Origin of the sequence: Zhengella mangrovi, from assembly GCF_002727065.1 — a bacterium.
In the GTDB taxonomy this organism is placed as follows: Bacteria; Pseudomonadota; Alphaproteobacteria; order Rhizobiales; family Rhizobiaceae; genus Zhengella; species Zhengella mangrovi.
Genome location: NZ_PDVP01000016.1, coordinates 33830 through 56933 on the forward strand (window position 1 = coordinate 33830; position 23104 = coordinate 56933).

The window sequence follows — 23104 nt, forward strand, 5'->3', positions numbered from 1 at the left end:
TCCTTACTCGGCGTAGGCCACGGCGCGCTGCAGCCGCCCAAAGGCAGCGTCGAGCGCCATGCCGACCACGCCGATCATCAGGATCGAGAAAATGACGGAGGTGAGATCGAGGTTGTTCCACTCGTTCCAGACGTAGTAGCCGATCCCCGTTCCGCCGACGAGCATCTCGGCGGCGACGATCACCAGCCACGCAATGCCGATGGAGATCCGCATTCCGGTCACGATCGTCGGCGCGGCGGCCGGCAGGATCACCGTCACCGCGGTCCGGATCGGGCCGAGTTCATGCGTCCGCGCGACGTTGACCCAGTCCTTGCGCACGCCCGCCACTCCGAAGGCAGTGTTGATCAGCATCGGCCAGATCGAGCAGATGAAGATCACGAAGATCGCCGAGGCATTCGAATCCTGGATGATGAATAGCGCCAGCGGCATCCAGGCCAGCGGCGAGATCGGACGCAGCACCTGGATGAACGGGTTGAGCGCCTTGTAGGCGACTGGGCTCATGCCGATCAGGAAGCCGATCGGGATGGCGACCAGCGCCGCCAGGAAATAGCCCGACAGCACCCGGTAGAGCGAATAGGCGATCTGGATGCCGATGCCCTTGTCGTTCGGGCCCGCGTCGTAGAACGGGTCGGACAATTGCTCCCACGCCTTCACGATGACCTGGCTCGGTGGCGGCACCCCGGCCTTGGGCGCGCCGCCGCCGGTCAGGCGTTCGTACTCGGTCAGTTCCGACGCCGCCTTCTGAGCGGGGATCGCGGCCTCCCAGACGAAGAGGCCGAGAACCAGAATGACGAAGGACAGGATGGCTGCCCTCTGGTTTGTCGACAGCCGGTCCATGCGTCAGACCCGCTTGATGTCGAAGGAGTCGACATAGGCCTCCGGCTGCGCCGGGTCGAAGGTCTTGCCCATGATGGTATAGCTCTCGTAGGTGACCTCCGGCGCGGTGTAGCCGAGGTCCTGCATCACCTTCGCGCAGTCGGCGGCCAGGTACACCTCCTCGGCGACCTTCTTGTAGTCGACGTCGCCGTCTACGTAGCCCCAGCGCTTCATCTGCGTCAGGATCCACACCCCCATCGAGTGCCAGGGGAACGGGTCGAAATCGATGCGGTCGGGCACCTTCTTCACCTCGCCGAGACCGTCCGCGTAGGTGCCGGTTAGCACCTGTTCGACCACCGGCACCGGCTGGTTGAGGTAGTTGGTCGGCGAGATCGCCTCGGCGATTTCCTTGCGGTTGTCGGGGCTCGAGGCGTATTGCGTCGCGTCGACGATCGACTTGAGCAGCGCGCCGTAGGTGTTGGGAAGCTCCTCGGCGAAGGACAGCGGGCAGGCAAAGGCGCAGCACGGGTGCCCTTCCCATATGTCCTTGGTCAGCGTGTGGATGAAGCCGATGCCTTCCCAGACGGCACGCTGGTTGAACGGGTCGGGCGACAGGTAGCCGTCCAGGTTTCCGGCGCGCAGGTTGGCGACCATTTCCGGCGGCGGGACGACGCGGATCTGGATGTCGGTATCCGGATCGATGCCGTGCTCGGCGACGTAGTAGCGCAACAGGAAGTTGTGCATCGAGTATTCGAACGGGACGCCGAAGGTGAACCCCTTCCACTGCTTCGGATCGCGCTTGTCCTTGTGCTCGTTGGACAGCACGATCGCCTGGCCGTTGATGTTCTCCACGGCCGGCATGATGTAGGGGGTGGCCACGCTGCCGGCGCCAAGCGTCATCGCCAGCGGCATCGGCGTCAGCATGTGCGAGGCGTCATATTCGCCGGCAAGCGACTTGTCGCGCGCCACCGCCCAGCCAGCCGTCTTGATGACCTGCGCGTTCAGCCCGTGCTTCTCGTAGAAGCCCATCGGCTGCGCCATGATGATCGGCGTGGCGCAGGTAATCGGCACGAAGCCGATGTTGAGATTGGTCTTTTCCGGCTTGCCGAGCGTGTCGAGGATCGCTGCCTTGGCCTTGTCGACCGGGAAGACCGAGGCCAGCGCCGCGGCAAACGTACCGCCGCCGACCAGGCCCATGAAGGAGCGCCGCGACAGGTCGTTCTGCCCGAACATCGAACGGACGATGGCGTTCTCAACGGCCCGTTCCATCATCGCGTCGGACGACAGGGCCGGGGTCTCGTCGGCGCCATGGGCGTGACCGCCCGAACAGGCCTTGCAACCGCATCCGGCACCATGGCGGAGGTCGGATGCGGGTGAGAACGGATTTCCAAGGCTTTTGGTCATGGGGCTCTCCTCAGACGGTGGTGTTTTCATCGTGTCCGGCAAAGCCTAGCCCGGGTCCCGTTCTGCCCGGGATCCGCCTAACGGAAAAATCACTGATTTTATTAGGCAATCTTTTCAGTAGGATAAGTATATTTTCTGCATTGCACAATTTACGATATTTCATAATTCACGAAATATCGTAAGATCATGCGCAGGCCTTCAGGAGAAGATGGCATGAACGGGATGAGCGTGATCGCTGGTGCATTGGATGACCTTGACGCAAGCGCGTTGTCCCTGCTTCCCGAGGCGGCCGTCATCGTCGATACGGTCGCTGATCGCGTCGTTCACGCCAACCCGGCTGCAGGGCGGCTGCTTGGTGCAAGCGCGATGGAAGGCAGCCGCTTCTCTGCCTTTGTCGAGGCCGATCTGGCCGAGTTCATCGTCTTCCTCGACGAGGTCGCCTATCGTGGCGACGCCTGGACGCGCAAGGTCGCGCTCCGGCGCCAGGCCGGCTCCGCGATCGAGGTGGAAATCAGGGGGCGGCAGCTGCAGCCGGGCGCCGGCCTCGTGCTTCTGCTCCTGCTCGATCTGGAAGAACTGCGACGTCACGAGCGCGCCACGGAGGCCGAGCAGTTGCAGCGCGAAGGCCTAATGGGCTGGCGTCGCGCCCAGGAATTCTTCTCCGAACTGGAGTTGCAGAACCAGTTGATCCTGAACGCGGCCGGCGAAGGCATCTACGGCGTCAACACCAAGGGCCAGGCAACCTTCGTCAACCGCGCCGCCCAGGAAATGCTCGGCTGGGAGCCGGAAGACCTGCTCGGCAAGCCGATCCACAACCTCATCCACCATCATCACGCCGACGGCAGCGCCTACCATGCCCACGACTGCCCGATCTATCGCTCCTTCCGCTTCGAACAGGTCAACCGCGTCGAGGACGAGCTTTTCTGGCGCAAGGACGGCAAGCCGATCCAGGTCGAATACGTCTCGACGCCGATCTACAACCAGAAGGTCCTGGCCGGCGCGGTCGTCATCTTTCGCGACGTGACGGAGCGCAAGCTCTCCGAGCGCAAGCTCCAGGACGCGCTGGTCGAGGTCGCCGAACTGCGCGACCGCCTGGAGCAGGAGAACGCCTATCTCCAGGAAGCCATCACCAACGAGCGCGCCCATCACGACGTGGTCGGCCGCTCGCCGGCGATCCGCCAGATGCTGGCCAGGATCGAACTGGTCTCGCCCACCGATGCGCCGGTTTTCATCACTGGCGAGGCCGGCGCCGGCAAGGCACTGGTCGCCAGCGCCATCCACAAGGACAGCAGCCGCAAGCGCCGCCCGCTGATCCAGTTCCGCTGCGGAGCGATCAACCGCCGCTCCATCGAGGCCGAGTTGTTCGGTCATGCCGGCGGAAGCGACGGCACGCCCGGCGGCAACTCCGGCGCACTGGAGCTGGCGCATGGCGGCACGCTCTTCCTGGAGAACGTCTGCGAACTGCCGTTTGACCTGCAGGGCGACCTGCTGCGCGCGCTGCAGGACCGGAAGTTCAAGCGCATCGGCGATGCCCATTACCGCACCCTGAATGTCCGCGTCATTGCCTCCTCGGCGAAGGATGTCGATCAGGAGGTCGCGGCCGGCAGATTCCGCGAAGACCTGCTCCTTTTCCTGAGCGTGTTTCCGATCCATTGCACGCCCCTGCGCGAACGCCCGCAGGACATCCCGGATCTCGCCGATCACATCCTGACCCTCGCCTGCGAACGGCTGAACCGGCGCAAGCCGGTCATCACCGGGCGGACGATGAATGCCCTGCTGGCCTATCACTGGCCCGGCAACGTGCGCGAACTCCGCAACGTCATCGAGCGTGCGGCCATCGTCTCCACCGGCAGCAAGCTCATCGTCGAGATTGGCGGCGAACGGGCAGCCGGCGACACCGGCCGGACGGTCCGCACCGAGACGGAGATGCAGCAGCAGGTCCGCGCCAACCTCGTGGCCGCCCTGCGCGAGACCCATGGGCGCGTGTCCGGCAAGGAAGGCGCAGCCGCCCTGCTTGGCATGAAGCCGACGACCGTCTATTCGCGCATGGCGAAATTGCGGATCGAGGACCGGGAATGGTCGGCGCGCTGAAACGTGGTGCCGGCGCCGGAGGGAACGGCAGAGGCCCGCCATGCATTTCAGATCAGGCGAACCTGTTTGCGGGCGATCGCCAACCGTGGCATGGATGCATGGCCTGGAGCCAGCCGCCGGAACCCGGTGAGGCTCGCGCCAGGGCGACCGACAGGACAGGCCACGAAAGACCCGACATGCCGCATGATCACCACCACCACGGCCATCACGGTCACGTTCATCTCGATCCGGAAAGCGGCGACCGACGCGTCTGGATCGCGGTCTGGGCCAATGGCCTGCTGACCATCGCCCAGGTCGTCGGCGGCCTCATGTCCGGCAGCCTGGCGCTCATTGCCGATGCCCTGCACAACCTCTCGGACATGGCATCGCTGGCCATCGCCTTTGCCGCCCGCAAGATCGCCAGGCGGCCGCCGGACGGGGCCATGACGTTCGGCTATGGCCGCATCGAGATCGTGGCGGCGCTCATCAACTACACCACCCTCATCATCGTCGGGTTCTATCTCGTCTATGAGGGTGTCATGCGCCTGGTCGATCCGCCGGAAGTCGCCGGCTGGACTGTCGTCATCGTTGCCGCCGTCGCCCTTGCCGTCGATGCCCTGACGGCCTTGCTGACCTGGTCGATGCAGAAGGAAAGCGTGAACATCCGCGCCCTGTTCCTGCACAACCTTTCCGACGCGCTGGCATCGGTCGCGGTCATCGTCGGCGGCGTTCTGATCCTGCTCTACGACTGGCGCTTCGTCGACCCGCTCGTGACCATTGCCATCGCGGCCTATATCCTCTGGCTGGCGCTGTCGGAAATCGGCGGCCCCATCCGCACGCTCATGCTGGGAAGCCCCGACGGGATCGACGGCATGGCGGTGATCGAGGCCGTGCGCGGCATCGAGGGCGTGGATGACGTCCACCATGTCCATTTCTGGCAGATGCAGGAACACGAGCCCGCCTTCGACACCCACGTGGTCCTGACCCACGACGGCTGGTTGCGACTGGAAGAGATCAAGACGGACATCAAGGCCATGCTGGCCGAGCGCTTCGGGATCGGCCATTCGACACTGGAATTCGAACACGTCGAACGCGCGCACCAGAATGCCGCGCTCTATGGCTGCCGGGATGGCGCGGCGCCGCACCGGCACCACGCCCACCATTGAGTCGCCCCGCCCGCGCCGGGTCGGCGGCCGTCAGCCCGCCTGCTGCGCCCAGGTGACGATCTGCCCGGCCGGCAGCGCGCCCGAGACCCGGTTGGCCAGCTTGCCGCCCTTGAACATCAGCATCGTCGGAATGCCCTGGATGCCGTAGGCCTGCATCAGGCCCGGCGCCGTGTCCGCATTGATCTTGATGAAGCGAATCTGCCCCTTCAGCGTGTCAGCCGCCTGGGCGAAAGCCGGGGCCATCGTCCGGCACGGCCCGCACCAGGGCGCCCAGACGTCGACGACCACGGGAAGGTCATCCCCGCCGGCAATCCGTTTGAACGTCGCCTCGTCCACGTCGGCCGGGTGGTCGGCGAAAAGCGGTGTCTTGCAGACGCCGCACCGTGCGGCTTCCAGGGGCTTGCCTTCCGGCGCGCGGTTCTTGCGCCCGCACGAAGCACAGGTAAACAGGGTCGGGCCGCTCATGGCGCTCTCCTCGAATGATACATTTACTATCATTCATATATTCACTGCCCCCGGCGCCTGCAAGGTTTTCCGGCAACGGGTTGCGCTTCTCCGCCCGAAGCCCCGAACGCCGCAAACAACAGCAGCATATTTTCAATTAAAACACGAAATAGAATGCTCTTTCAATTTCAGCGATCAGCCCCTAGAGTCGCAGTCTGGCCGCCGGGTGATGTGACCGGCCCTTTCACAGGGCCGGGCCGGCTGGCCGGACTTCAAGCACGAACATGTGCGTCCGGACGAAAGAAAGCGAAGTGTGCGGCATTGCTCCGGCAATCGCTGCCGCAGGGGGTGTATCGGCATGATTCTTCTCACACCAACATTGGTGTTGCTATGCATGTTTTACGTGGTCATTGCTCTTCTTCCGCTGATCGGCGGCATCGTGAATCTTGCCCATGGCCGAGGCTTCCTGTTGAACCTGTCGATCGCGTGCGGGTTTCTGGCATTGTCGATTTTCGGCCTGCAATTCATCAACATCCTGCGGGTTCGTCTTTTCTCCCGGCCGATCGGAATGCTCGAGGCATTCAAGTTCCATCGGTACGTCGGATACGCAGGGGCCGGTTTTGCCGTGGCGCACCTGTTCATCCTGCTGGCCATCGACAGGAAATACTGGTCGCTCTTCGATCTTGCGACGACACCGACCCGCGCGAAGCTCGCCATTGCCGCAACGGCGGCGCTGGTTGTCCTGATCGCTTCCACGGTATGGCGACAGCAACTGCGTATTCCATACCGGCGCTGGCACATCCTTCACTGGATGCTGGCCACGATGGTCTTCGGTTTTGGTCTCGCTCACGCGATTCTGGTGAACTACTACCTGCAGGACAAGCTCGAGCAGCTCGTCTGGATGTCGCTGGGCGCCTTGTTCGTCCTGGCGGCCATCTGGATGCGGTTCGTCAACCCGATCATTCGGGTGCGTCAACGATGGCAGGTCACGGGTCTGACGGAAGCGCCCAAGGATGTCTTCGAACTGAACCTGCGTGCAGTCGGCGCAGGTCCCGGCCGGTTCAGCGGTCTGCAGTTTCTCCCCGGACAGTTCGCGTGGGTCGTGGCCGGCCGGTCGCCATTCTCGATATCGGCAAATCCATTCAGTATTGCATCAAGCGCTGAAAGACCGGAAAACCTGCGCTTCATCATTCGCGCCAATGCGGGCTATACGACGGCGTTGCGGACGCTCAGGCAGGGCGCGCATGTCTACCTGGACGGACCTCACGGCACGTTCACACCCGATGCGGATGCCAGCGGGCCGCTGATTCTCATTGGTGCCGGCGTTGGCATGACGCCGCTTCTCTCGATGATTGAAACGCTGGCCGACCGTCGCTCATCCCGCGAATGCGTCCTCATTCTTGCCGCGCGTTCGGAACAGGACATGATCGGTGCCGATCATGTCGAACGACTGCTGGAACGGCTCCCGCTCACCGTTCACTACCACTTCTCCTCCCGGAACGACGGGCGCAGGCTCGACCAGGCCACGATCCGGGGCTGGCTGCCCCGCGACCTGGCCGATGCCGAGTGTTTCATCTGCGGTTCCGCCAATTTCATGGACATCTGCGAAGACGCCATGCAGCAAGCCGGCATGGATCGCCGACGGGTCCGCACCGAACGATTTTCCATGGTCTGAAAGGAAATCAGATGAAGAAAAATCAGGTCTACATCAGCATCGGCGGTCTTGTGCTGTTGATCAGCGCGATACTTCTCGGATCGAGCCTCATCTGGTCAAATGTGATGTGATATCGGGCCGTCCTGAGTGCTCCGTTGAGATGGTCAGGGGATCCGGGACCGGCCGCGCTTGACCCGGTTTGGCTGCGGCTCCTATTCTCACCGGGATGGCCGCAGCCCGGCGGCGAACGGAAAGAACGTCCATGCACCGCATCCCGCGCCGCGTCTTGGCGCATCTTGTGGCCGCCGTCCTGCTCGTCGCGGGGAGCCAGGCCGCGGCGGCCGGAAAGCTGAAGATCGTCGCCACGTTCAGCGTCCTGGCCGACATGGCGGCGAATGTCGCCGGCGAACATGGCGAGGTGTCCGCGCTCGTTGCACCCGGCCGGGACGTCCACAACTTCACGCCCGGAGAGGCGGACCTTGCGCTTGCCGGCTCGGCCGACCTGATCCTGTGGAACGGCCTCGACCTCGAAACCTGGTTTCCCCGCTTCTACCACCATTTCCACGGCGTGCCGCAGGTCACCGTCTCCCTTGGCGTCGAGGCGGTCCCGCTCGACCGCGATGCCTATGACGGCAAGGCCAACCCGCATGCATGGATGTCGCCCGCGGATGCCCGCCGCTACATCGACACCATTCGCGACGCGCTCATGCAGCGCGACCCGGTCCACGCCGGCAACTATGCGGCCAATGCGCGGACCTACGCGGCGCGACTGGAAGCGCTTGCCGCCCCGCTGCGAAAGACCGTGGCCGGACTGCCGGAAGGTCGCCTCTGGCTGGCCACGTCAGAGGATTCGCTTGCCTACCTCGCCCGCGATTTCGGTCTGAAGGAACTTTACCTGCGCACGCTCGACACCGAGGACGAGGCCATTGCACCGCAACGCGTGGAAGCCGTCGTCGCAACCATCCGCGCCGAACGCATCCCGGTGATCTATTCCGAAAGCCCCGGGTCTCCCGATCCGGCAAGAGACGTCGCACAGCAGGCCGGCATCCGTTACGGCGGCGCCCTGCCGGTCGACAGCCTCAGCGGTCCGGACGGCCCGGCACCGACCTATCTCGACCTGATGCGGGTCACCATGGACACGATCGCGCAAGGCCTGGCGCAACCATAGGCATGGCGCCAGGTGGCCCGGCAGGCGTTCGTCAGATGCGGATTGTCCGGGTGATCTCGATGCCGAAACCGCCGAGGCCGACATATTGCCGCTCGGACGACGAGATCAGTGCAATCGAACGGATGCCGAGATCCCGCAGGATCTGTGCGCCCACGCCGACCTCGCGCCAGCGCTGCTGGCGCACCAGCGCGCTGCCGTGCTGTTCGCCGTCCTTGCCGTCGCCTTCGCCGCCATGCTCGTCCACCGAGGCATCGTGGCCCAGCGGGTTGCGCAGGATCATGATGACGCCGCGCCCGCCATGGTCGTCGATCGCCTTGACCGCTGCATCCATCCACACCTTGTCGCCGTTCAGCCGCGCGACCATGTCGTCCATCGGCTGTTCGCGGTAGATGCGGCAAGGGATGTCCTCGCCCGACCGCACGTCACCGAAGGCCAGGATCACGTGGTGCAGCGGATCGAAATCGGAGGAATAGGCATAGATGCGCGCCGGCCCGCCATGCACCGTCACGTCCTTTTCCTCGACCCGCTGCACGAACCGCTCGGTGCGGATGCGGTAGGCGATCAGGTCCTCGATGGAAATGATCCGCAGATCGTGCTCCTTGGCGAACTCCAGGAGTTCCGGCAGGCGCTTGACCGTCCCGTCGTCATTGACCACCTCCGCCAGCACGCCGGCCGGTTCAAGCCCGGCCAGCGATGCCAGGTCGACACCCGCCTCGGTATGGCCGGAGCGGGTCAGCACGCCGCCCGAACGCGCGATCAGCGGGAAGATGTGGCCCGGCCGGATGAAGTCCGACGGGGCCACGTTGCCATTGGCCAGCGCCGTGATCGTGGCGGTGCGCTCGATCGCGGAAATGCCGGTCGTCATGCCGATCTTGTAATCGACCGACACGGTGAAGGCCGTGCGCAACGGATCGATGTTGTTGGCGACCATCGGGTTGAGATGCAGGGCGTCGGCACGCGCCGCCGTCATCGGCACGCACAGGATGCCGGACGTGTGACGGATCATGAAGGCGATCTTCTCCGGCGTCGCCTTCGAGGCGGCCATGATCAGGTCGCCCTCGTTCTCGCGGTCGGTGTCGTCGACCACCACCACCAGTTCGCCCTTGGCAATGGCCTCGATGGCCGCTTCGATCGTGTCCAGTTGCATTGTGTCCGGTCCCGTGTCGCGGCCATGGCCGCCCTTGTCTGTTCACGCTTCGCTTAATGAGCGGCACCGGTCCGGTCAAGGAAATCAGGCAGCCAGGACAAGTTTCACGGGGCTGCCGCATGACGGCGGCTCACCGCCGATGGCCTGCCGGGCAGCGAAAGCGCCGTGTCATGGCGTCCCCGGCGCGCCACGATGCGCCCGCCGGACAGGACCAGCAGGCGGTCCGCCCGCAGCCGGATGGCCTCGACCGGGTTGCCGGCATCCAGCACGACGAGGCTGGCCTTGCAGCCCGGCGCAAGGCCGTAGCCTTCGAGCCCCATCACGCCCGCGCTGGCCGTCGTCACCATGTCGAAGCAGGCGCGCATCTGCGCCGGGCTCGTCATCTGCGCCACGTGCAGGCCCATGAAGGCAACGTCCAGCATGTCTGCCGTGCCAAGCGAATACCACGGGTCCAGCACGCAATCCTGCCCGAAGGCCACCGTGATGCCGTGGGCCAGCATTTCCGGCACGCGCGTCATGCCCCGCCGCTTGGGATAGGTGTCGTGGCGCCCCTGCAGCGTGATGTTGATCAGCGGGTTGGGAATGGCGGCGACCTGCGCTTCCGCCATCAGCGGCAGCAGCTTGGAAACGTAGTAGTTGTCCATCGAGTGCATGGATGTCAGGTGCGAGCCGGCCACGCGGCCCTGCAGCCCCAGCCGTTGCGTCTCGTAGGCCAGTTGCTCGATATGGCGCGATTGCGGATCGTCCGTCTCGTCGCAATGCATGTCGACCATCAGCCCGCGGTCGGCGGCGATCTCGCACAGTTCCGTTACAGACCGTCTCCCGTCGGCCATGGTGCGCTCGAAATGCGGGATCCCGCCGACGATTTCGACGCCCATGTCGAGTGCCCGGATCGTGCAGTCCCGCGCTGTCGGCGAACGGTAAAAACCGTCCTGTGGGAAGGCCACGAGTTGCAGGTCGAGATAGGGTTTCACCTGCTCGCGCACCGCCAGCAGCGCCCGCACCCCCTTCAGCCCGTCCTCGTCGGAGGTATCGACGTGGCTCCGGATGGCCAGAAGCCCCATCGATACGGCCCAGTCGCAGTAGGCAAGCGCCCGCTCGGCGATCTCCTCTTCCGTCTGAAGCGGCTTCAGTTCGCCCCACAGGCCGATGCCCTCCAGAAGCGTGCCGGAGGCATTGATGCGCGGCCGGCCGTAGGAAAGCGTCGCGTCCATGTGGAAATGCGGATCGACGAAAGGCGGTGCAACGAGGTCGCCCGCGACGTCGATGACCTCCCCGGCATCCGCCGCGATCGACGGCTCGATGGCCGCGATCCGCCCGTCCTTCACCGCGATATCGGCCGTGCGCCCGTCGGGCAGAACGCCGCCCTTGAGAAGAATGTCGAACATCTGGTCAGCGCTCACCTTTCTGATAGGGAATCATCAGCGCTTTCGGGTAGGTGGCGCGCCGCGCCACCAGGATCAGCGCCAGGATCGACAGGATGTAGGGCATCATCAGGAAGACCTGGTAGGGCACCAGTCCGCCCGCCACCTGCTGCAGCCGCAACTGGTAGGCGTCGAAGGCGGCAAACAGGATGGCGCCCAGCAGCGCCTTGCCGGGACGCCATGAACCGAACACCACCAGCGCAATGGCGATCCAGCCGCGCCCGTTGACCATTTCGAAGAAGAAGGAGTTGAACGCGCTCATCGTCAGGAACGCGCCGCCGATGGCCATCAGTGCCGAGCCGGCCATCACTGCCCCCATGCGCACCGCGGTGACCGAGATCCCCTGTGCCTCGACGGCCGCCGGGTTTTCGCCCACCGCGCGCAGCGCCAGGCCGGCCGGCGTCCGGTAGAGCAACCAGCCGACAAGCCCGGCCATGACGAACGCCAGGTAGGTCAGCGGCGTCTGGTTGAACAGCGCCGGGCCGAGCACGGGAATATCCGACAGGACCGGGATCGCCACCGGCTGGAAGGCTTCGATCTTCGGCGGCGACGAGACCTTGGGCAGGGCCACGCGATAGGTGAAATAGGTCAGGCTCGACGCCAGCAGCGTGATGCCGATGCCGGTGACATGCTGCGACAGGCCGAGCGGCACGGTGAGGAACCCGTGCAGCAGGCCGAAGGCCGCGCCGGCCAGCGCCGCGACGAGCACCCCGGTCCACAGGTCCGCCCCCGACCAGACCGCGAACCAGCCCGCGAAGGCGCCGGCGGTCATGATGCCCTCGATGCCGAGGTTGAGCACGCCCGCGCGCTCGCAGATCAGTTCGCCCAGCGTCGCGAAAATCAGCGGCGAGGCTATGCGGATGGCGGCGGCCCAGAACGTGGCGGTGAAGAGGATTTCCAGTGCGTCGAGCATGCCGTCACCTCCACCGGATGCGGAATCGCGACAGCATGATCGCCGCCACCATCGTCAGCAGCGCGGCCGCAACCATGACCTGCGCGATGTAGGACGGCACGCCGGCAGACCGGCTCATCGCGTCCGCCCCCACGAAGATGCCGGCCACGAAAACCGCCGAGAGCACCACTCCCAGCGGATTGAGCATGGCCAGCATGGCCACGACGATGCCCGTGTAGCCAAACCCCGGCGACAGGTCGAGCGTCAGGTTGCCCTTCAGGCCGGCCACCTCCGAAAAGCCCGCGAGCGCCGCCAGCCCCCCCGACAGCAGCGCCGTCTTCATCAGCACCCGGTTGACCGGAATGCCCGCGAAGCGCGCGGCTTCCGGATTGTGCCCGACCGCCCGCATCTCGTAGCCGAGTGCGGTTTTTTTCATGATCACCCAGGTGACGACGGCACTGGCGATCGCCAGCACGAACCCCCAGTGAAGCCGCCGGCCCTTGACGAGACGCGGCAGTTCGGCGGCGTCGATGACCTTCTTCGTCTGCGGCCAGCCGAGGCCCGTCGGATCCTTCAGCACGCCTTCCAGCAGCATCGAGACGAACAGCAGCACGATGAAGTTCAACAGCAGCGTGGTTACCACCTCGTCGACGCCGAAGCGGATTTTCAGCACGGCCGGGCCGAGCAGCAGCAGCGCGCCGGCCAGCATGGCCGCCACCATGATCAGGGGAATGAGCGCGACGGCCGGCAGCGCCACGGCGCCGGTGCCGAGCACCACGGTCATCACCGCGCCGATGTAGAGCTGCGCCTCGGCGCCGATGTTCCAAAGCCGGGCGCGGAAGGCGACAGCCACCGCAAGACCGGTGAAGATCAGCGGCGTTGCCCGCGTCAGCGTTTCCATGAAGGCGAACTGCGAGCCTGCCGCCCCCTTGATAACCAGCCAGAACACGCTGAACGGGTTGGCGCCGGCGATGAGCACCAGCATGGACGCGAATACGACGGTGACCGCGATGGCGCCGGCCGGGTAGCCGAGCGTGTGCAGGACGGTCGGGCGTGGCCTCGGCTCAAGCCGCATGGGCGGTCCCCTCGAACCCGTGACCCGCCATGAGCTGGCCGATCTCGGCAAGGCTGCGTTCGCCCCTCGCCGATGGAGACGACAGCCGCCCCTTCGACATCACCACCACACGGTCAGACAGCGCCAGGACCTCGTCGAGATCTTCCGAGATCAGCAGGATCGCCGCCCCCCGCGCCCTGGCGTCGAGCAGGCGCGCATGGACATAGGACACCGCGCCCACGTCGAGCCCGCGGGTCGGCTGGTTGGCCAGGATCACCGACGGCGCCCCGTCGAGCGCCCGGCCGAGGATCAGCTTCTGCATGTTGCCGCCCGAGAGCAGGCGCACGCGGGCGTCGGGTGACGGGCATTTCACGTCGTAGGCGGCGATGATTGCCTCGGCGAAGGCGCGCGCCGCGCCCCAGTCCAGGAACCCGTGCCGCGAGAAGCGCGCGCTGCGATAGGTCTCCGAGATCACGTTCTCGGCCACGCTCATGTCGTCGATCATGCCGGTGGCGTGACGGTCTTCCGGGATCCGGCCGATGCCATGCGCCAGCGCCTCGCGGGGCGACCAGCGTGTCACCGTTGCGTCCTTGATGACGATCTGCCCGGCCGACGGGCTGGCCGTGCCCGCGATCAGCGCCGCCAGCGCCGCCTGCCCGTTGCCGGAGACACCGGCGAGCCCGGTGATCTCCCCGCCCCTGAGGTCGAGGTCGATGCCGTGTAGCGCCGGCCCGCCGCCCTGGCCGGCCGCATGAACGCCCCGGAGGCTCAGCAGCGCCGGCCCCGGTACGGCCGGTGCAATGTCGGGAGGCGCGATTTCCTGACCCACCATCATGGTCGCAAGCTGGTGACGGTCGGTGTCGGCAACGGCCACTTCGCCCGCCATGCGGCCGGCGCGCAGCACGACCACACGGTCGGCCACCGCCATCACCTCGTGCAGCTTGTGCGAGATGAAGATCACCGACAGCCCCTCGTCCACCAGCTTCTTCAGCGTGGCAAACAGGGCATCGGTTTCCTGCGGCGTAAGCACCGCGGTCGGCTCGTCGAGAATGAGAATGCGCGCGTCGCGGTACAGCGCCTTGAGGATCTCCACCCGCTGCCGCTCGCCGACCGAAAGCGACTGCACCAGCGCATCGGGATCGACGTCGAGGCCGAAATCGCCGGCGAGTTTCAGGATCTTCGCCTTGGCGCCGGACCGGTCGAAGCGCAGCGAAAAAAGCGGCTGGGTCCCGAGCGCGATATTGTCCAGCACGCTCATCTGCCCGGCGAGCGTGAAGTGCTGGTGCACCATCCCGATACCGGCAGACAGCGCGGCGCGCGGATCGCCGGGCGGCAGCGCTTCGCCGAAGGCCTCCACGCGCCCCGCGTCCGCCACGTAATGGCCGAAGAGGATGTTCATCAGCGTGGTCTTGCCCGCGCCATTCTCGCCGAGCAGCGCCACCACCTCGCCGCGCCCGAGGCTCAGCGAGATGCCGTCATTGGCCTTGAGCGCGCCGAACTGCTTGGTGATGCCGGTGAGGCGCAACACCGGATTGCCTGCTTCGGTCCTGCCCGACACCCGCATCCCCTTCACTGCCCTGCAGGCGGGGCGGCGGATCGCTTGTCCGCCGCCCCGCGTTTCGCCGATCACATGGTCGACTTGGGTTCGTCGTCGTTGATCTCCACGACGAAGGAGCCGTCCTTGATGGCCGCTTCCTTCTCGGCCACCATGGCCATGGCGGCATCCGGGACCTTGCCATCGAAATTGCCGAGCGGCGCCAGCGAGCAGCCGCCTTCCTTCATGAAGGAATAGACGCCGTAATCCTCCGCCTTGAACGACCCCGCCTTGATCTTGGCGATGGCCGCATCGAGCGTCGGCTCGAAATGCCACAGGGCCGAAGCCACCACCGTGTCGGGATAGTCCGACTGGGTATCGATCACGTTGCCGATGGCAAGAAGCCCCTTCTCCTTGGCGGCATCGGACACGCCGAAGCGCTCGGCGTAGAGCAGGTCGGCCCCGGCATCGATCTGGGCGAAGGCGGTTTCCTTGGCCTTCGGCGGATCGAACCACGAGCCGATGAAGGCGACCTGGAACTTCACGTCGGGGTTCATCTCCTTGGCGCCGGCCATGAAGGCATGCATCAGGCGGTTGACCTCCGGGATCGGGTAACCGCCGACCATCCCGATGTTGTTCGACTTGGTCATCGCCCCGGCGATGATCCCGGTCAGGTAGGAGGCGTCCTGGATGTAGTTGTCGAAAACCGCGAAGTTCGGGTGCTCGTCCTGCGGCTTGAACGACGATCCGATCAGGAAGGCCTTGTCGGGGTAGTCGTCGGCCACCGAACGCGCCGCGTCTTCCACCGCGAAGGCTTCGCCGAGAATGAGGTTGTGCCCGGCTTCGCAGTATTCGCGCATCACGCGTTCATAGTCGCTGTTCGATACGCTTTCGGAAAAGACATACTCGATGTCGCCCCGCGCTACCGCCGCTTCGGCGGCCTTGTGAATGCGGCTGACCCATTGCTGCTCGACTGGCACGGTATAGATGGCGGCGGCCTTGATCTTGTCCGCGGCCCGTGCCCGCCCGATGATCCCGGGCATGGCGAGCATGGCAGCGCCCGCTCCGCCTGCTGCGAGAAGTTGACGCCGGCTGACCGGCAAAGCGGCGCTTGTCTTGAACTTGGCTGGCATGGTCTGGCTCCTGTTCCCCAGCTGAAAGAATTGGCACCCCGTCGTTTTGACCAAATGGTAAACACAAGACGAAATACTTGGCAATCGGATCGCACGCATTTCCCCAGCGCGACAGTTTGCCTGTTCATGTCCGGAACATTGTCGCCCGCTCATGGTTGAAGGCAAATAGTCTTGTCATCGCCTCAAATCCGCCGCGACCGTTCCGGAAGCATGGACGGGGCGGGAAAAGGCGAAGTGCAACCTGGAGAGGTCTAGTTATGAAGAATGCCCTTGTGATCGTTGGAATGTGCCTGGCGCTGGCGGCCTGTACGACGGCCGAGCGTGACGCGGCGACGGGCGGCGCCATCGGCGCGGCAGCCGGTGCCATCGCCTCGGGCGGCCGGGCCGGCGGAACGCTGGCCGGAGCGGCCATCGGCGCGGTTTCCGGCGTCCTGATCGGCAGGGCCACGCGGCGTGGCGACTGCGTCTATCGCGACCGTCGCGGCCGCCGTTACATCGACGATTGCCCCGCCGGCTACTGATCGCCAATTGGCCGGGCGCCGCGGATGGTCGTCTCGATCTCCGCGGCGCCCCGCTGCAACGTCACACGACGCTGACCACACCCGCTGCGGCGCGGCCCGCCTGACCGGTTCCGCTTGTCCTTCGGAAAATCCCGATCCCCTGCAACGTTCCAAACCGGAACGGTCCGGCAAGGCGCGTGCGCATGGAGCGGGCCGCTGCCTTCAGGCCTTGTCCTCGGCAAGGGTATGGGCAACGATCGCGTTGGCATGGCCATGCCCCATGCCATGCTGTTCCTTCAACATGGCGACGAGTTCCATGTGGCGCGCGGGAAGCGCCGCGCGAACCAGTGCCTTCCAGTCGGAAACCGGGCGTCCATACGTTTTCTCGATGGAAGGGAAATAAGAGGCTGGCCCCTTGATCTTGTCGTTGCTCATGCTGGGTTCCTGTTCTCGGTTCGCGAAGGATCATGGACCTCCGCACGCCTGTCAACAAAGCTGGGTGCAATGACGGCAAACGTGGGACCGCCCTGCATGGCCGGTCATCCGCAGTAGCGTCAGTCGCCGGCCGGCTTTCCCTGTCGCGCCAGCAGTACCGGCACGAACACGGCCAGGAACAGCAGGCGGATGACATGGTGAGCCGCCACGAAAGCGGGATCCGCACCCATCAGCTTGGCCATGGCGGTCATGGTTTCCACGCCGCCGGGGGCCAGCGCGATCACCATCGCACCGAAGGGAATGCCCGTTGCCGCCGAGGCACCCGCCGCGGCCAGGGTGGCGATGACCACGGAGATACCCGTTCCAAGCAGGCCTGCGCCCAGCGCCTGGCGCAATTCGCCGGCGGTGACCCCGGAAAACCGGGTTCCGATCAGAGTTCCGAGCAGCACGTAGGCCGGCGTCGACAGCCAGGAAGGCAGCCCGCCGGACATCTGCCCGTCGAGATGGCCGATCGTCGAGATCAGCATCCCGCCAAGCAGGTAGGCAGCCGGCATGCGCAGGACCTTGAACAGCCAGCCTGCAATCACTGCCAGGAAAAGGGCCGCGGCCATCTGCAGCAGCGTCATCTCGTCCACCGCGCCTGACGGGGCGGGCAGATGCCCGCCGGCAAGCGACACCACCGGCGGCACGGCCAGCGTCAGGAAGAGCACACGCATCGACTGCACCACGCCAATCAGGCGGACATCCAGCCCGGCCTGCTCCGCCATGGCAAGCACGTAGCTCAGGTGCCCCGGCGTCGACGACAGCACGGCGGACTTGCCGCTGGTGCCCGTCAGCCGGGTCAGCGCCATGCGCGAGACGAACATGATCAGCACGAGCGAGACGATCAGCACCGACAGGCTGATCGGCCATCGCGTCAGGCCGTCAAGGACTTCCGGCGTCACGCCGGCGCCCATCGCCAGGCCGATCAGGACGAAGGAGGCATCGCGCACGGGCACCGGGATCCCGAGCCGCAGCCCGGCCAGGCCGGCCAGCGTCACCAGCACCGCCGGTCCGGTGAGGAAAGGCGCCGGAAGTCCGGCGGTCCACGCGATCAGGGCGCCCGTGCCACCGGCCGCCAGGGCGGTCAGCAGCGGCACCAGGGGATGGGTCATTTCCGGTCGTGGCATCAGGCCGCGCGATCCATGGGCAGGGTGGGAATGGCAAGGTGGTACGCAAGCCCTGCCCGTCACGCAAGGCGAAAAGCATAGGCTTTGGCGATGCCCGTGACAGATTCACAACAGCCGGGCAACGAACGGTGGGGATTCTTGACAAATCGTTGACAGACAGCCTCCCGCCTGCGCTTAAGTGGTTCCGTTGATGGTCCTCGTCGCCACGGGCACGAGGCTAAGAGGGAATCCGGAAGGCCGTCCGAAAGGAAGACACGGTTTGGCCGGAACTGCCCCCGCAACTGTGAGCGGTTTGGCCCGTCCACACGCCACTGGTCCCCATCCGGACCGGGAAGGCGGACAGGCCGTAAAATCGCGAGTCAGGAGACCTGCCATCAGCGCGTCACCCGGCCGGACACGGGGTGTGTCAGGGCTGCCCAGCGCAAGCGGTGACGGATCGTCGCCGCTGGCTGGTCGCTCCCAAGCAACACCTGCCGGCACATGAAATTGCAGAGGAACCGGAGGGGTCTCCATGTCTGCATCTGCCTGCACCACCGCGCGGATTGCCGCGCTTGCCGCGGTCCTCGCGGCGTCCACCGCCTTGCCCGCACACGCCCAGGACATCGTCATCGATGCCGGCGAGGTCGTCGTCTCCACGCCCAATCGCACCACCGACAAGAAGGACCGCGTCGGCTCCAAGGTCGAGGTGGTGACGAAGAAGGAGATCGAGGAAGCGGCCAAGCCGGCCGTCACCGACTACCTCGCCACCATGCCGGGCGTGTCCGTTTCGGCCAATGGCGGCAACGGCGGCCAGGAAACCGGCCTGTTCGTTCGCGGGGCGGACAAGAAATACGTCAAGACGCTGGTCAATGGCATCGACGTCTCCGATCCGAGCGCGACACAGGTACAGCCCGCGCTCGAGAGCATGACCTCCGGCAACGTGACCGGGATCGAACTGCTGAAGGGGTCGCAGTCCACGCTCTACGGGTCCGACGCCGTCGCGGGCGTCCTGGCGGTCTCGACGCTCGACGGGATCGAGCAGGGCCTCCACCACGACATTTTCGGCGAAGTGGGCTCTTTCGGCACCTGGCGTGGCGGTTATGTCTTTTCCGGCGCCTCCGAAACCGGCAAGTTCGCGGCCGGCATCACCGGTATCACCTCGAAGGGCATTTCCGCGGCGAAGACCAATGGCACCGGGCCCGTCGATCTCGATCCGGCACGCCTGGAAGCCGATGCCTTCGACAACGTCTCGGCCGATTTCGCTGGCGAACAGCAACTGTCCGACACGGTCACGATCTTCGGCGCGGCCCTCTACCGCAGGACCAATGCCGATTACGACGACTCGGGCAATCCGCCGACCGACAACAATTTCAACACCGCGCGCTCACGCCAGCTGGCCGGCCGCATGGGCGCCAACATCGACCTCATGGACGGGCGCTGGCGCAACACCATTTCCATGCAGGCCTTCGACGTCGACCGCGACCTGAATTCCGTTTCGATTTTCGGCCCCTTCATCGGCAACTGGCGCGGACAGCGGCTGAAGTTCGACTACCAGGGCGCCTATGACATTTCCGACCGGCTGACGCTTCAATACGGCGCTGACCACGAGCGCCAGACCGCCCGCTCGTCCGACAACTACGGCGGCAGCACCAACAACAGCCAGGACATGACCGGCCTGTGGAGCCAGTTGGTCTGGGATCCGACGGACACACTGACCCTGACGGCTGGCGTGCGCCACGACATCCACAATGTCTTCGGCGGCCACACCACATGGCGGGCCAGTGCCTCCTGGCGGGCGACCGAGACGACCCGGCTGCATGCCTCGACGGGGTCCGGCTTCCGCGCCCCGTCCCTCTACGAGCTCTATGCCCCCTTCGGCACCGGCAACACCGCGCTGCTGCCCGAGCAAAGCCTGAGCTTCGATGCCGGCGTGGAGCAGACCTTTCTTGGCGGCCGCCTGGTTGTCGATGTCACCGGCTTCCTGCTCGATACCGACAACCTGATCGACTATTCCTACTCCACCTTCTCCTATGTTCAGGTGCCTGGCGTCACCAAACGCTCCGGCGTGGAAGTGGCCAGCACATGGGCCGTCACGCCGGATTTCGACATCCGGGGCGCCTACACCTATACCCGCACGAAACAGCCCGACGGCCTGCGCCGCCCGCGCATTCCCGAGCACGACGTCAGCCTGTCGGCCATCTGGCGGCCGGCGGAGAACTGGACCGTCAGCGCCACCGCGCGCGGCGTCGTCAACCTGACCGACCGCGTGTCTGCCGGGTTCGGCACCTTCAACGACGTGCGGCTGGATAATTTCGTCAAGGTGGACGCCAGGATCGCCTGGAAGCCGAGCGAGGATTACGAGGTCTACCTGCGCGGCGAAAACCTGCTGGACCAGAAGTACGAGACGGTCGCCGGCTATTCCACGCCCGGCATCTCGGTCTTCGCCGGCTTCCGCGCGAAGTTCGGTTCGGAGTGACGACCCGTGGTGCGGCGATCCGGAATCCGCGTCGCCGCCGCCCTTCTGGCCGTCCTGGCCGGAACGGGCGCATGGGCGGACGGCGCGCTGCCGACCGTCCATTCGCTCAACCTGTGCACCGACCAGCTGGCCATGCTGATCGCGGCGCCCGGCCAGATCCGGTCGATCTCCGAACTGGCGATCGATCCCTCGCTTTCCGCGCTCGCCGGCCAGGCGCGCACCTATCCTGCCAACCGCGGCCTTGCCGAGGAAGTGGTCGCGGACCAGCCCGACCTGGTCGTGACCGGCGCCTGGTCGGCCCGCAACGCCACCGACCTGTTGCGCAGTCTCGGCTACCGTGTCGAGACCTTCCGGCCGGACCTGACGCTCGATGGCATCCGCGGCGACATTCTCCGCATGGGTGATCTCCTGCACCGCCGGGATACGGCGCGCGAACTCGTCGCGGGCTTCGATGCCGAACTGGCCCGCGCGCCCGATGCCGGGTGCCCGGCTGCCTTCCATCCCCGCCTTCTGGTTTTCGGCCCCAATGGCGTCACCGAAGGCGCCGGCACCCTGCCGGACACGGTCATCAAGGCCGCCGGATTCGTCAACCTGGGCGCCGAACCGGGCACCGGCGGCATGGCCTTCATCTCGCTCGAGCAGGTCATCGCCATGCGCCCCGATGTCATCCTGCTGCCCGCCGACGACCCCGCAGCGCCGGCGCTGGCCCAGAAGCTCTTCAGCCATCCCGCGCTCAAGGCCAGCGGCGCCCGGATCGTTCGCGGCGCCGTCGATGCCGCGCTCTGGACCTGTGGCGGTCCGTTCACCGCCCGGGCCGTCACCGGGTTGAAACGGCTCAAGGCAAGTCTGCCCGGCTGCCGGGGTCCCGGCTCATGACCCGGCTTGCCGCCCTCATGGCCGCGCTGGCGGCACTGCTGTTCCTGGCCTCGCTCGCGGTCGGCGCATCGGATATTCCCGTGCTCCACGGGCTCGCCGCCCTCGTCACCGGCAGCGATCCGCTGGCCGCAACCATCATGCGCGATATCCGACTGCCGCGCGCTTTGCTTGGCCTCGGCATCGGCTTTTCGCTCGGTCTCGGCGGCGCGGCTCTCCAGGGCTTCCTGCGCAACCCGCTTGCCGAACCCGGCCTGGTCGGCGTCTCCGGTGCCGCCGCGCTGGGCGCCGTCGCCGTTTTCTACACCGGCCTGTCGGCCTTCGGCGGCTTCACGGTGCAACTGGGCGCCCTGGCCGGTGCGGCCGGGGCCGTGGTCTTCCTGATCGGGCTGGCCGGCCGCCGGTCCTCTCCCATGACCCTGGTTCTCGCCGGCGTCGCGCTCACCAGCCTGACCGGCGCGCTGACCGCCCTGGCGCTGAACCTCTCACCCAATCCCTTCGCCTCCTACGAGATCATCTTCTGGCTCCTCGGCTCGCTGAAGGACCGGGCCCTTGGCGATGCCGCGCTGGCCTTGCCGCTGATGGCGGCAGGCTGGGCGCTGCTGTTCGCCTGCGCTTCAGCCCTCGATGCCCTGACTCTCGGCGATGACACCGCCCGCTCGCTGGGCGTGAACCTGCCGCGCACGGCGACGATGCTGGTGGCCGGCGTGGCCCTGTCGGCTGGCGCCGGCGTCGCGGTTGCCGGAACCATCGGCTTCGTCGGCCTGGTCGTGCCGCATCTGCTTCGTCCCTTCACCGACGAGCGGCCGTCCTCCCTGCTGCTGGCCTCGGGCTTCGGCGGCGCGGCCCTGCTGCTGGCCGCCGACATCGCGGTGCGCCTTCTGACCACGGGGCGCGAACTGAATGTCGGCGTCCTGACGGCGCTGATTGGCGCACCCTTCTTCCTCTGGCTGGTCATGTCCAACCGGCGGGTGATGGCATGAGCGGCCTCGTCGTGGAAAACCTGGCGGCAGACCTTGGTGGCAGACCCGTGCTTGCCGGCGTCGGGTTCCGCGTCGCCCCCGGCGAAACCGTCGCGCTGCTCGGGCCCAACGGAGCTGGGAAATCCACACTGCTGCGCTGCCTTGCCGGCCTCATCCCGGCATCGGGCGGCACGGCCGCATGGGAGGGAAGCGGGCTCGCGGCCATGACGTCCCCGGCGCGCGCCCGGACGCTGGCCTACCTGCCGCAGGACAGGGTCGTCCACTGGAACCTCGCTGCCGGGGCCATCGTGGCGCTGGGCCGCCTGCCCCACGGCGCCTCCGCGGGCAGGCTCTCGCCAGCCGATGCCGCCATCGTCGCGAACGCCATGGAGACCATGGACGTCGCACACCTGGAGGACAGGCCGGCCTCCGCCATGTCGGGCGGCGAACTCGCCCGCGTGCTGGCCGCGCGCCTGATTGCCCAGGACACGCCTCTCGTCCTGGCGGACGAACCAGCCGCCAGCCTCGACCCGGCACACCAGATCCGTCTCATGGCGGCCTTCCGCCGGCAGGCAAGGCAGGGCAAGGCCGTGCTGGTTTCGCTTCACGATATCGAACTGGCCGCCCGCTGGTCCGACCGCGTCATCATCCTGCGCAACGGAACCGTCATTGCGGACGGAAAGCCGGACAATGCCATCACGGCCGAAACCATGGCGGAGGCCTATGGCATTACCGCGCGGATCGGCCATGATGAATGCGGCCTCACCTTCACCCCGCTCGCGCTGACGGGCAACGGAGACTGAC

Annotated in this window: 20 protein-coding genes and 1 riboswitch; of the genes, 9 read left to right on the forward strand and 11 right to left on the reverse strand. The window is 66.2% G+C overall.

What is annotated here, in order from left to right:
• Window positions 1-3: 3 nt before the first annotated feature.
• Complete coding sequence (gene ntrB / locus CSC94_RS19520; RefSeq protein ID WP_099308055.1) at window positions 4-837, reverse strand: nitrate ABC transporter permease; 834 nt, start codon at window positions 835-837, stop codon at window positions 4-6.
• A 3-nt stretch (window positions 838-840) separates the two neighbouring features.
• A complete protein-coding gene (locus tag CSC94_RS19525) occupies window positions 841-2220 on the reverse strand; it encodes a CmpA/NrtA family ABC transporter substrate-binding protein (protein ID WP_099308056.1) in 1380 nt (459 codons plus the stop codon).
• A gap of 213 nt (window positions 2221-2433) precedes the next feature.
• Between CSC94_RS19525 and CSC94_RS19530 the strand changes: the two genes are divergently transcribed.
• Window positions 2434-4311, forward strand: a complete 1878-nt coding sequence (locus CSC94_RS19530) for a sigma 54-interacting transcriptional regulator (RefSeq protein ID WP_245408417.1) — start codon at window positions 2434-2436, stop codon at window positions 4309-4311.
• Between the two features lie 98 nt (window positions 4312-4409).
• Window positions 4410-5456: a cation diffusion facilitator family transporter gene (locus tag CSC94_RS19535; RefSeq protein WP_245408418.1), complete on the forward strand. Its 1047-nt coding sequence runs from the start codon at window positions 4410-4412 to the stop codon at window positions 5454-5456.
• Between the two features lie 30 nt (window positions 5457-5486).
• Here CSC94_RS19535 and trxC read toward each other — a convergent pair whose 3' ends face one another.
• On the reverse strand, window positions 5487-5921 hold the full coding sequence (gene trxC / locus CSC94_RS19540; RefSeq protein ID WP_099308058.1) for a thioredoxin TrxC: 435 nt from the start codon (window positions 5919-5921) through the stop codon (window positions 5487-5489).
• A 337-nt stretch (window positions 5922-6258) separates the two neighbouring features.
• Between trxC and CSC94_RS19545 the strand changes: the two genes are divergently transcribed.
• On the forward strand, window positions 6259-7575 hold the full coding sequence (locus tag CSC94_RS19545) for a ferredoxin reductase family protein (RefSeq protein ID WP_099308059.1): 1317 nt from the start codon (window positions 6259-6261) through the stop codon (window positions 7573-7575).
• 241 nt (window positions 7576-7816) lie between these two features.
• Complete coding sequence (locus CSC94_RS19550; protein ID WP_099308060.1) at window positions 7817-8722, forward strand: metal ABC transporter solute-binding protein, Zn/Mn family; 906 nt, start codon at window positions 7817-7819, stop codon at window positions 8720-8722.
• A 31-nt stretch (window positions 8723-8753) separates the two neighbouring features.
• On the opposite strand, the gene ribB is transcribed toward CSC94_RS19550, so the two are convergent.
• The 6 genes from ribB to CSC94_RS19580 all read right to left on the reverse strand — a co-directional run bounded on the left by ribB (window position 8754) and on the right by CSC94_RS19580 (window position 15906).
• Window positions 8754-9869 carry a 3,4-dihydroxy-2-butanone-4-phosphate synthase gene (gene ribB / locus CSC94_RS19555; RefSeq protein WP_099308061.1) on the reverse strand — a complete coding sequence of 372 codons (1116 nt, stop codon included), beginning with the start codon at window positions 9867-9869 and terminating at the stop codon, window positions 8754-8756.
• A 104-nt stretch (window positions 9870-9973) separates the two neighbouring features.
• A complete protein-coding gene (locus CSC94_RS19560; RefSeq protein WP_099308062.1) occupies window positions 9974-11257 on the reverse strand; it encodes an amidohydrolase family protein in 1284 nt (427 codons plus the stop codon).
• Window positions 11258-11261: 4 nt separating this feature from the next.
• Window positions 11262-12206, reverse strand: coding sequence for an ABC transporter permease (locus tag CSC94_RS19565; protein WP_099308063.1), 945 nt, complete (start codon window positions 12204-12206; stop codon window positions 11262-11264).
• 4 nt (window positions 12207-12210) lie between these two features.
• Window positions 12211-13260, reverse strand: coding sequence for an ABC transporter permease (locus CSC94_RS19570; protein WP_099308064.1), 1050 nt, complete (start codon window positions 13258-13260; stop codon window positions 12211-12213).
• Window positions 13250-14803 (reverse strand): ABC transporter ATP-binding protein, encoded by a 1554-nt coding sequence (locus CSC94_RS19575; protein ID WP_099308065.1) that lies wholly within the window; start codon window positions 14801-14803, stop codon window positions 13250-13252. Before CSC94_RS19575 ends, CSC94_RS19570 begins: the two co-directional genes overlap by 11 nt.
• 62 nt (window positions 14804-14865) lie before the next feature.
• The gene (locus CSC94_RS19580; RefSeq protein ID WP_099308066.1) at window positions 14866-15906 is read right to left on the reverse strand and encodes a BMP family protein; all 1041 of its coding nucleotides are present in this window, start codon (window positions 15904-15906) and stop codon (window positions 14866-14868) included.
• A 257-nt stretch (window positions 15907-16163) separates the two neighbouring features.
• On the opposite strand from CSC94_RS19580, the gene CSC94_RS19585 reads away from it, so the two are divergent.
• Window positions 16164-16427, forward strand: a complete 264-nt coding sequence (locus tag CSC94_RS19585; protein WP_099308067.1) for a hypothetical protein — start codon at window positions 16164-16166, stop codon at window positions 16425-16427.
• Between the two features lie 201 nt (window positions 16428-16628).
• Here CSC94_RS19585 and CSC94_RS19590 read toward each other — a convergent pair whose 3' ends face one another.
• Together CSC94_RS19590 and CSC94_RS19595 are read right to left on the reverse strand one after the other, a co-directional pair.
• Window positions 16629-16841, reverse strand: a complete 213-nt coding sequence (locus tag CSC94_RS19590; RefSeq protein ID WP_099308068.1) for a DUF4287 domain-containing protein — start codon at window positions 16839-16841, stop codon at window positions 16629-16631.
• Window positions 16842-16960: 119 nt separating this feature from the next.
• The gene (locus CSC94_RS19595) at window positions 16961-18010 is read right to left on the reverse strand and encodes an AbrB family transcriptional regulator (protein WP_099308069.1); all 1050 of its coding nucleotides are present in this window, start codon (window positions 18008-18010) and stop codon (window positions 16961-16963) included.
• 174 nt (window positions 18011-18184) lie between these two features.
• Window positions 18185-18400, forward strand: a riboswitch (cobalamin riboswitch).
• A gap of 121 nt (window positions 18401-18521) precedes the next feature.
• Between CSC94_RS19595 and CSC94_RS19600 the strand changes: the two genes are divergently transcribed.
• From CSC94_RS19600 to CSC94_RS19615, 4 genes are read left to right on the forward strand one after another with little or no spacing between them, the layout of a single operon-like run.
• A complete protein-coding gene (locus tag CSC94_RS19600) occupies window positions 18522-20465 on the forward strand; it encodes a TonB-dependent receptor plug domain-containing protein (RefSeq protein ID WP_099308070.1) in 1944 nt (647 codons plus the stop codon).
• 6 nt (window positions 20466-20471) lie between these two features.
• Window positions 20472-21341, forward strand: coding sequence for an ABC transporter substrate-binding protein (locus CSC94_RS19605; protein ID WP_099308071.1), 870 nt, complete (start codon window positions 20472-20474; stop codon window positions 21339-21341).
• Entirely contained in the window at window positions 21338-22321 is a 984-nt protein-coding gene (locus CSC94_RS19610) for a FecCD family ABC transporter permease (protein ID WP_099308072.1), read from the forward strand. The genes CSC94_RS19605 and CSC94_RS19610 overlap by 4 nt, the downstream gene beginning before the upstream one ends.
• Window positions 22318-23103, forward strand: a complete 786-nt coding sequence (locus CSC94_RS19615; protein WP_099308073.1) for an ABC transporter ATP-binding protein — start codon at window positions 22318-22320, stop codon at window positions 23101-23103. Before CSC94_RS19610 ends, CSC94_RS19615 begins: the two co-directional genes overlap by 4 nt.
• Window position 23104: the final 1 nt, after the last annotated feature.